Source organism: Protofrankia sp. Cas3, assembly GCF_963555955.1.
In the GTDB taxonomy this organism is placed as follows: Bacteria; Actinomycetota; Actinomycetes; order Frankiales; family Frankiaceae; genus Protofrankia.
This window is the reverse complement of sequence record NZ_CAUVXP010000196.1, coordinates 1-8,978: the sequence shown is the minus strand read 5'-3', so window position 1 is coordinate 8,978 and position 8,978 is coordinate 1. Positions and strand designations below refer to the sequence as shown.

General features: G+C 68.8%; 9 protein-coding genes. 4 read left to right on the top strand and 5 right to left on the bottom strand.

All coding sequences use genetic code 11. The annotated features are described in order from the left end of the window. Positions 1-95 precede the first annotated feature (95 nt). The gene (locus U9983_RS24500) at positions 96-1,490 is read left to right on the top strand and encodes an FHA domain-containing protein (RefSeq protein ID WP_322756275.1); all 1,395 of its coding nucleotides are present in this window, start codon (positions 96-98) and stop codon (positions 1,488-1,490) included. Positions 1,491-1,602: 112 nt separating this feature from the next. Here the strand turns inward: U9983_RS24500 and U9983_RS24495 are convergent, their stop codons facing one another. The 5 genes from U9983_RS24495 to U9983_RS24475 form a co-directional block, all read right to left on the bottom strand. Beyond that, on the bottom strand, positions 1,603-3,189 hold the full coding sequence (locus U9983_RS24495; RefSeq protein WP_322756274.1) for a cysteine--tRNA ligase: 1,587 nt from the start codon (positions 3,187-3,189) through the stop codon (positions 1,603-1,605). A gap of 185 nt (positions 3,190-3,374) precedes the next feature. Beyond that, positions 3,375-3,770: a PPOX class F420-dependent oxidoreductase gene (locus U9983_RS24490; protein ID WP_322756273.1), complete on the bottom strand. Its 396-nt coding sequence runs from the start codon at positions 3,768-3,770 to the stop codon at positions 3,375-3,377. Positions 3,771-3,903: 133 nt separating this feature from the next. Next, positions 3,904-4,404, bottom strand: a complete 501-nt coding sequence (gene ispF / locus U9983_RS24485) for a 2-C-methyl-D-erythritol 2,4-cyclodiphosphate synthase (RefSeq protein ID WP_322756272.1) — start codon at positions 4,402-4,404, stop codon at positions 3,904-3,906. A gap of 364 nt (positions 4,405-4,768) precedes the next feature. Beyond that, positions 4,769-5,455 carry a 2-C-methyl-D-erythritol 4-phosphate cytidylyltransferase gene (gene ispD, locus U9983_RS24480; RefSeq protein WP_322756271.1) on the bottom strand — a complete coding sequence of 229 codons (687 nt, stop codon included), beginning with the start codon at positions 5,453-5,455 and terminating at the stop codon, positions 4,769-4,771. A gap of 57 nt (positions 5,456-5,512) precedes the next feature. Then, positions 5,513-5,995 carry a CarD family transcriptional regulator gene (locus U9983_RS24475; protein ID WP_131749102.1) on the bottom strand — a complete coding sequence of 161 codons (483 nt, stop codon included), beginning with the start codon at positions 5,993-5,995 and terminating at the stop codon, positions 5,513-5,515. Positions 5,996-6,354: 359 nt separating this feature from the next. Between U9983_RS24475 and U9983_RS24470 the strand changes: the two genes are divergently transcribed. The 3 genes from U9983_RS24470 to U9983_RS24460 all read left to right on the top strand — a co-directional run. Further along, positions 6,355-7,185: a hypothetical protein gene (locus U9983_RS24470; protein ID WP_322756270.1), complete on the top strand. Its 831-nt coding sequence runs from the start codon at positions 6,355-6,357 to the stop codon at positions 7,183-7,185. Positions 7,186-7,456: 271 nt separating this feature from the next. Beyond that, a complete protein-coding gene (locus U9983_RS24465) occupies positions 7,457-8,104 on the top strand; it encodes a hypothetical protein (protein WP_322756269.1) in 648 nt (215 codons plus the stop codon). A gap of 146 nt (positions 8,105-8,250) precedes the next feature. Continuing rightward, on the top strand, positions 8,251-8,978 hold a 728-nt coding region (locus tag U9983_RS24460), incomplete at its 3' end, for an ATPase domain-containing protein (protein WP_322756268.1).

Sequence of the window (8,978 nt, the reverse complement as noted above, 5' to 3'; positions counted from 1 at the left end):
GACCAAGACCGTCAGGGTAAACAGGTGATCAGGTGAGTGCACGCTGCCCAGATGGGCACCTGTCTCTGGCCCCCGACTACTGCGATCAGTGCGGTATGCGGATTGTAGCCAGCCAGGAGCCCTACGTCCTCCCCCCGGAGGACGGAGCCGGGTCGGGTCGCCAGCGACCCCGGCAACCGGCACAGTCCGCCGCGGACTCGTACGGTCGGCGGCCGGCGGAACCGTCCGGGACAGGACCGTCCGGGACGGGGCGATCCGGCGTCGACCCCGTCGACCCGCTGGGAATCCGGCGTGCGCCGGACGCCAAGCGGGGCGGTGCGCCCCGACCGCTGCCAGGCCATGGTGGGCCGCCGGGGGCCGAGCCATACCCCCGGGACGGGTACCCACCGGAGGGCTACGCACCGGAGGGCTACGCACCGGACGGGTACCCACCGGATGGCTACGCACCGGAGCGGTACGACGCCAACGGCTATCCCCCCGACGGGTACGCCCCGGAGAACCGCCATCGGGACGGCTACACCCAGGAGGGACACCGCCCGAACGACTACGCGGCGGATGGCTACCCTCAGGACGGCTACGCACCGGACGGGTACCCACCGGACGGCTATGCACCGGATGGCTACGCGCCGAACGGGTACAGCCGGGATGCCTACCCGCCAGGCGGTTACCCCCCCGGCGGCTACGACGCGAACGGCTACCCGGCGGCCCCCTATCGCGACCCACGTGACGAACCACCTCGCGACCCACCTCGCGACCCACGTGACGAACCACGTAGAGGCGAGCCGTGGGGCTACGACAGGGACCGCGCAGACCCCTACGCACCCGGTCACACCGGCCCGGGTGGTGGTGGGGATGATCCATTCGGTCTGGACCGTGCGACCGGTGCTCCACGGGGCCCGATGCCAGCACCGCCGGACTACCACCGGGCCCGTCCCAACCAGCCCGGCCGGGTGCCCCTGGACTCCGGCGACGGTTATGGCGCCGCCTGCCCGAACTGCCAGCGTCCAAACGAGCCGGGCGCGCGATTCTGCGAGGTGTGCGGCTTCGACCTCATCCTGCGGGAACGCCCCGCCGCACCGGTCCGGGGCGCGGTGCAGACCGGCTGGGACGTGGTCGTCGAGGCCGAACGCGAATACTACGACAGCGGCGACGACCATCGCGTTCCGTTCCCGACGGTCTACCCGCGGCGGGTCTTCGCTCTCAGCGGCCCCCGACTGCTGATCGGGCGACGCAGCGAGTCCCGCGGCATCCATCCGGAGATCGACCTGTCCGGCACGCCGGAGGACCCGGGTATTTCCCGCGCACACGCCATGCTGGAGCTGATGGCGGACGGCGGCTACGCCGTACACGATCCGGGATCGACGAACGGTACCCGGCTCAACGACGAACCGAATCCGATCCCGCCGGGCCAACCGGTACCACTGCACAACGGCGACCGGGTGTACCTCGGTGCCTGGACCCGGATCACGATCCGCATGATCTCCAGGTAACGACTTTCCGACGCCAGGCCGCAGAGCCGCCGGCGGCGCGATCGTGGTTCCTACGCACCGCCGGCCGGCAGGTCACCGAGCCAGTGGCTCAGGCAGGATGCCGACCGCTGGCTCACGCCAGATGCCAGCGTTGTCCCTCCGGGGTGTCCTCAACCAGGATGCCGCCGGCGGCGAGCCGGGTGCGGATCCCATCCGCCTCGGCGTAGTCTCGCCGGGCACGCGCGGCCGAGCGCAGATCGAGGACGATCTCCATCACCCCGGTCAGCGCTGGTCGCAGCTCGGAACCGGCCGCGGGCCACTGCCCGACCGGATCAAGCCCGAGGACCGCGAGCATCCTGCGGACGACATCCACCCAGCCGGCGAGCTCCCGGCTGCGCGTCTTGGAAAGCACCTGGTTCCCGCACCCGACAGCACCGAACAGGGCCGCCAGCGCCCGGGAGACCGCGAGGTCGTCGTCAAGAGCGGCTGCGAAGGCACACCAGGCCTGGGCGGGGCTTGCGATCGTGAGCACGTCCACCGGGCCGGCCCCGGTGACCGCGTCAGTGCCCGACACATCCCGAAGATCGAGTGCTTTGAGTGTTTCGAGTGTTTCAGCCGCAAGCGCCGCAGCCTCGTCCGGCCCCCCCAGGATGTCCAGGGCGTTGCGGACGAACGTCTCGATCCGGTCGTGGGCCGCGGCCGACTCGACCAGCCCCTCCGGGCTGTATTCCAGGGACGAGCGATAGTGCGCGCCAAGGAGGTGGTAACGCAGTACCTGCGGTCTGACCTCGTCGAGTGCATCGGCGACCAGAAACGAGTTGCCCAGCGACTTCGACATCTTGGTGCCGCCGGTGGTCAGCAGACCGACATGCATCCAGTACCGGGCCATCTCAGCCGCGCCTCCCGCAGCGGACAGCCTGGCTGCATCCGTGCCAGCTCGATCCGTGCCAGCTCGATCCGTCCCGGCTGGGTCCACGGCACCTGGATCCAGGGCGCAGACCGACTGGGCACGTTCGTTCTCGTGGTGTGGGAACACGAGGTCAAGGCCGCCACCGTGGATATCGAAGATCTCGCCGAGATACTTGCCCGCCATGGCGGAGCACTCGATATGCCAGCCTGGACGGCCGGGTCCCCAGGGCGACTCCCAGAACGGCTCACCCGGCTTCGCGCCCTTCCACAGCGCGAAGTCACGAGGGTCGGCCTTTCCCGGTTCACCCTCCGCTGACGCCTGCATGGCATCCGGACGCTGGTTTGACAACTCTCCATAACCCGCGAAGCGGCCGACCCGGAACCACACCGACCCGCCACCGGCGTAGGCGCAGCCGACATCCACCAACCTGGCGATGAGCGTGATCATCTCCGGGATATGACCGGTCGCCCGTGGCTGGATGGTCGCCGGCAGCACGCCGAGAGCACGGTATGCGTCATCGAAGGCCCGGGTCTGGCGGGTGGCCAGCTCCCACACGCTCTCGCCGGCCCGGTTCGCGTTAATTATGATCTTGTCGTCGATGTCGGTGACATTCTGAACGAAGGTCACATCAAGCCCGGACGCGGTGAACCAGCGGCGCAGGACGTCGAACGCGACCGCGGTACGCACATGCCCGACATGTGGCGCGGACTGGACGGTGGGCCCACAGACGTACACGCCCACATGACCGGGGCGCAGCGGCTCGAAGGGCCGCGTGCGCCGGGTGCGCGTGTCGTAGATGTGGAGTCCCATCTGTCAAGCGTACGGTGCGGTCCCCGCTCGCACGCCCACGCCCCGCGCCAACAGCTCCGCTCGATTCCGCGAACAACCCACAAGTCCGACGGGGAATATTCCGGGCAAATCGAACTCCGCCGATGCAGCACCGGCCAGCACCGGCCAGCACCGGCCAGCACCGGCCAGCACCGGCCAGATCGACGCTAGGCGGTGGTGAACACCCGGTCGGGGGTCACGCGGATGACCACCCGCACCGCATCCGGCCCGTCCCACTGGTAGATCTCGTCACCGGTGTACTGCACCGCGAGAGCATCGATCAACTCGCGACCCCCCTCCTCGGTCAGGGTCGCCCGGCCACGGATCTCGACATAACCGTAGGGATCCCGCTGATCGAGAAACATGATTCCCACCCGTGGATCGCGAGCGATGTCACGTTCCTTGGCTCGACCCCGCACCGTTGACAACAACAGGTCCTCGCCATCACGCGCGATCCACAACACCGTCATTCGCGGAGATCCGTCCGGGCGGATCGTGGCGAGCGTCACGTAGGTCGCGGCGTCCGCGAGATCCTTGACCTTTTCGGGTAGATACACCGACATCAGGCTCCTCCGCCGGGTCCTGTCGCTTTCTCACCTTCTCATCCGCGGTGACCGCCGCCAGTCATCATGCCAAGCAGGCAAGACGGACCGCACGGATGAGACGTCCCACCGGACCGCCGGACACGTCCACCGATCAGCGCTGGGCGACCAGCGCGGTGGCGATGGCAGCGAGGCCTTCTCCCCGCCCGGTGAGCCCGAGGCCGTCGGTGGTGGTGGCGGACACGCTCACCGGCGCGCCGACCGCAGTGCTCAGGGCTTCCTGGGCCTCGGCACGCCGCAGCGCCATCCGCGGCCGGTTACCCACGATCTGCACGGCGACATTCCCGATCGCCCAGCCCGCCTCGCCCAGCAGCCTCGCCGTCTCGGTGAGCAGGGCAACGCCCGACGCCCCAGCCCATTCCGGCCGCCCGGTACCGAAGATCGAGCCGAGATCACCCAAGCCCGAGGCGGTCAGCAACGCGTCACAGGACGCATGAGCCGCGACATCACCGTCCGAATGCCCGGCGAGGCCGGTTTCGCCGGGCCAGAAAATACCTGCCACCCAGCATGGGCGGCCGGCTGCGAACGGGTGGACGTCCACACCGACACCCACTCGGGGAAATCCGGCCAGGGACAGCTTCCTCACCTCGCACATTCACGTTGGCATGGTGATACGGCGCGCTGTCTGCGACACCGCACCGTGGTCAGTCACTCAGTCACTCAGTCACTCAGTCACTCAGTCACTCAGTCAGTCGAGCAGAGTAGCCGGGCGCTGGACGCCGCTCGCTGATCGAACCAAAATTTTCAGGCGCCTCTTAGAGCGACCGGCAATAGGGACGCGGCGTCGCGGGGCTGGGGCACGCACCTCGCCACATCGCTCCCCATCCATCGCTGCGCGATGCACGGGGTACCCCGGCTCCGTCGGTCGACACCCACAACCAGGGTGCCTCCCTCCTCCGCCTCGCGATCTACGCACCCCGGCCCCGCTCCTTCATCCACGCCCCTATTGCCGGGCGCTCTTAGTCGCGACGCGCCAGCAACGCTTCGGCAAGGAGAAGATCAACCGGTCGAGTCACCTTGAAGGCCTCCGGCGCACCGGGAACAGTCATCACGGGGACGCCGAGCGCTTCGACCAGCCCCGCGTCATCGGTGATCGCCACACCGTCAGCGGACATCCCGCCGAGCCGGTAGGCCTCGTCGAGCACATCCCTGCGGAAGCCCTGCGGCGTCTGCACGGCGCGCAGAACATCACGGGAAACCGTCCGCACGACCCTGCCCACGTCATCGACCTGCTTGATCGTGTCGTTGATCGCGAGCACCGGGATCACCGCCGGTGCTCCGCCCAGCACCGCGGCGGCGACCGCATCGACAAGCGCGGGGGGTGTCAACGGGCGGGCCGCGTCGTGGACCAGAACAACCCCCACCGTCTCATCAAGGACGGCGATTGCCGCCCGAACGGAATCGATGCGCTCCGCGCCGCCGGCTATCACCCGCACGCCGGGCCCGAGCAATGCCGCAAATGTTTCCAGCTCTGCGGCCGGAGCTGCGACAACCACCTGGTCCACCAAAGTCGCAGACGTCAACAAATCGACGGCATGCTGGACGAGTGAACGTCCGGCCAGCGCACGAAGTGCCTTGGGTACGGACCCACCAAGACGTTCGCCGCGGCCGGCTGCCGGAACGACCGCGGCTACACGGTCAGACATGTGCACAGGTCTCAAACAAACCGGGCACGTCTGGATATCCGCGCTACCTGCTGCCGGCTAACCCGCCAGGACCTCATCGAGCATGGCTTCGGCCTTGTCCTCATTTGTGCCTTCCGCGAGTGCGAGCTCACTGACCAGGATCTGCCGCGCCTTGCTCAGCATGCGCTTCTCGCCCGCGGACAGCCCCCTTTCGCGATCACGACGCCAGAGGTCGCGAACCACCTCGGCGACCTTGTTCACATCGCCGGAGGCGAGCTTCTCAAGATTCGCCTTGTACCGCCGTGACCAGTTGGTCGGCTCCTCGGTGTGCGGAGCCCGTAGAACCTCGAATACGCGCTCGAGACCATCCTGACCGACTACATCACGGACGCCGACCATCGCGACGTTGTCCGCTGGGACGCGCACAGTCAGGTCACCCTGAGCGACCTTGAGTACAAGATAGAGCTTTTCCTCGCCCTTGATGACGCGTGTTTCAATCGCGTCGATGAGCGCAGCACCGTGATGTGGGTAAACAACGGTCTCGCCGACTTGGAACGCCATGTGTCAAGTGCCCCTTCCGCCTTCACCAGAGTAACACGCATGCATCGACCCAGGTCAGACGCATGCTTGTAAGGCAGGCCGCGATCGGCCCGCCAACACGCCTCGGTGACGTGTCGCCGGTGGGTCGGCGACGCTCCGGACCAGGCGAAACGGGCAAAGGCCGCCGACACGAGCAGCCTGCCCGGATGTCCTTCTGTGCCCCTCGCTACCCCCATGGCACCGATGATCAACGTGGACCTCTGGCGCGGTCGTGGTGTCGTGGCGGCCGGATGCCTCCGTTTCACCACGTCCCAGCCATGACTTCGCCTAGCTTCCTATACCACCCGGCAGATAGGCCGTCCATCGGCCACGATGGAGGGGTGCACCTCACACCGCCGCCGCCCGCCTCCGGGGACGACGACGGCAACGGGCCCAGCCACGACGACCATCGTTCCCACCCCCGCAACGGACCTCGCGACGACATCCCGCCGATCAACATCAAGATCCCCGACGACATCAGCGAACTGGCCGAGGATGTCGCCATTTACCACGCCGAGCTGCGGTCTCGCCAGCGCCGGGAGCTCCTGAGCAAGATTGTTCCCGGTCTGCGTCGGATGCCGGCCGGCCCGGCCGACCGGCCGTCGGCCCGGTCGCGCCCCGTCCCCGGCGTGATCATCACCGTACTCCTGATAATCATCAGCGCGCTCGGCGCCATGGTGCCGCTCATCCTGACGCACCCGCGTCCGGTCACATCCAACGGTCCGCTTCCGCTCGCATCCACGACCGCCCGGCCGGGCACTGTCGGCGGCCTGCTGCCCGACCTCCCGCTCAGCGCCACGCGCGGGTCGCGCGCCACAACGGACCTTCGGCCGGCGCTGATCGTGCTGCTCCCGGGATCCTGCGACTGCGCGAGAGCGGTACACGAAATCGTGGGCCAGGCCAACGAGGGCATCCCGGTACCCACCTATCTGGTCACCCCGGGAGCTGACAATCCGTTGTTGAATGATCTCACCCGCTCACCGGCGGCTGCGGGGGGGCTTGCCGTCGGCTACGGCGACCCGGACGGATCCCTCGCCCGTCTGGTCAACGCGGATCCCCAGCGGCCGACGCTGCTCCTCATCGCCGCGGACGGCCGGCTCGTGCAGCCGCCTCGCGGCTTCGCTCCCGGCGACCGGTTGGAGGGCTGGCTCAGCGCCGTTCCGCTCCGCTGACCCGCCATCGGTATCTGATCATCGCCGAGTGACCGTCGTTCATCTCGCGCGCTCGGCGGCCGCTGGCCGACCCCTGGCCAAAGAGCGCGCGACCGTCGTTCATCTCGCGCGCTCGGCGGCCGCTGGCCGACTAGGCTGTGCCCCGCGGTCGAAGCCGTCGGGTGCGCGAGTCCCCGAAAGGGGTCGGCCGCGCGCCGTCCGCCGGTCCGGCGGCGGATCAACCAGTACCGACGCGACGACCGTCGGTACCGTACCGAGGAGCAGCCGAGCCGTGAGCCACCGTCCGGGTGTGCGTACCGCGACCGCCTCGCTGTTCGCCAGCGCATCGCTGATTGCGACAATCACACTCTCATCGTGTGCAGCAGGTAACGACGCGGTGACGGCACAAACGCGCACGACGACGAACTCAGCCGCCGGTGCCGTCGGCACCATCTCGCTTCGTAACGTCTATGTGGCCGGGCCTGCGACCTCGGGCGGAAAAGCCCAGATCATATCCGCGTTCTTCAACGGCGGAACCCAGGACGACGAGATCATCGGAGTCGCGTCGCCGGCTGCGGACGGCGGCCAGACCCCGAAAAGTGCGGTCCTCGAAGCAGGCGGCCGCAACCTCTACATTGCCGACGGCAATGCTCCCGTACTGACCGGGCTGAACCGTGACCTCGCTGTCGGGCAGGCGATCCCGGTCACGTTCACCTTCGCCAAGGCGGGAAGCGTCACCCTCGCCGTCCCGGTGGAACCACCCGCTCCGGGAGCCTCCGCGGACCCCGCGACATCGGGCTCGACGCCGCCTGGGCAGCAGGTGAACGCGACCCCGAGCAGCAGTGCGACCCCGAGCAGCAGTGCCACCCTGAGCAGGAGTGTCACCGCGACCAGCAGTCCGGCCGCCGGCGTGTCGCGCCCGGCCGGCTCCGCCGGCTGACCTCCGCCGACTGACGTCGGCGGGCTGACCTCGGCGGGCTGACCTCGGCGGGCATCGTCAGCTGCCCGACATCGTCGGGTGAGTGACAAGGCAGGCCAGCCACTGCCCCATGGTTGTTGTCGGACCGTCCCGATACGGTGCGGGCCATGTCATCACGGCCTCCCGTTCCCCGCCCGAACGCACCGGGCCTGTCCGGTTCCCGCGCGGCGTCGGTTGGTTTCCGGTGCAGTGGGTGTGGCGCCGAGTCGGTGAAATGGGTGGGACGCTGCCCGCGCTGCAACACCTGGGGGACGATCGAGGCCCAGGTGCCCGCCGGCCGCTCGACCCACCGGGCCGGCGCGCGGGGCCTCGCCCGGGCGAGCGCGGCGGTCACGGCCCCCGCGTGCCCGATGTCGGCGGTTGACATCACCACGGCCCGCAGCCGTCCTACCGGGGTCACCGAACTCGACCGGGTACTCGGTGGCGGGCTCGTTCCCGGGGCGGTCGTCCTGCTGGCCGGCGAGCCGGGTGTCGGCAAGTCGACGTTGCTGCTTGAGGTCGCCGCGCGTAGTGCCGCGTCGGGCGCCCGGGCGCTCGTGGTCACCGGCGAGGAGTCGACCGCTCAGGTCAGGCTACGAGCCGGGCGAACGGGGGCAGTGCACGCCGATCTGTGGGTCGCCGCGGAGACCGATCTGGAGGCCCTGCTCACCCATGTCGACGAGGTCCGTCCAGAGCTGTTGGTGGTTGACTCGGTACAGACCATCACCACCGCCACCGCAGACGGAGCGGCCGGCGGAGTCACCCAGGTCCGTGAGGTCACCGCGGCCCTGATCCGCGCGGCAAAGGCGCTGAACATGGCCTGTGTGATCGTCGGCCACGTGACCAAGGACGGCAC

What these genes read in the sequence shown, in the direction of transcription:
- U9983_RS24500 (WP_322756275.1), top strand. Translation starts at nt 96, where the DNA reads ATGCGGATTGTAGCCAGCCAGGAGCCCTACGTCCTCCCCCCGGAGGAC.
- U9983_RS24475 (WP_131749102.1), bottom strand. Translation starts at nt 5,995, where the DNA reads ATGGCGTTCCAAGTCGGCGAGACCGTTGTTTACCCACATCACGGTGCT.
- ispF (WP_322756272.1), bottom strand. Translation starts at nt 4,404, where the DNA reads ATGTGCGAGGTGAGGAAGCTGTCCCTGGCCGGATTTCCCCGAGTGGGT.
- ispD (WP_322756271.1), bottom strand. Translation starts at nt 5,455, where the DNA reads ATGTCTGACCGTGTAGCCGCGGTCGTTCCGGCAGCCGGCCGCGGCGAA.
- U9983_RS24495 (WP_322756274.1), bottom strand. Translation starts at nt 3,189, where the DNA reads ATGGGACTCCACATCTACGACACGCGCACCCGGCGCACGCGGCCCTTC.
- U9983_RS24490 (WP_322756273.1), bottom strand. Translation starts at nt 3,770, where the DNA reads ATGTCGGTGTATCTACCCGAAAAGGTCAAGGATCTCGCGGACGCCGCG.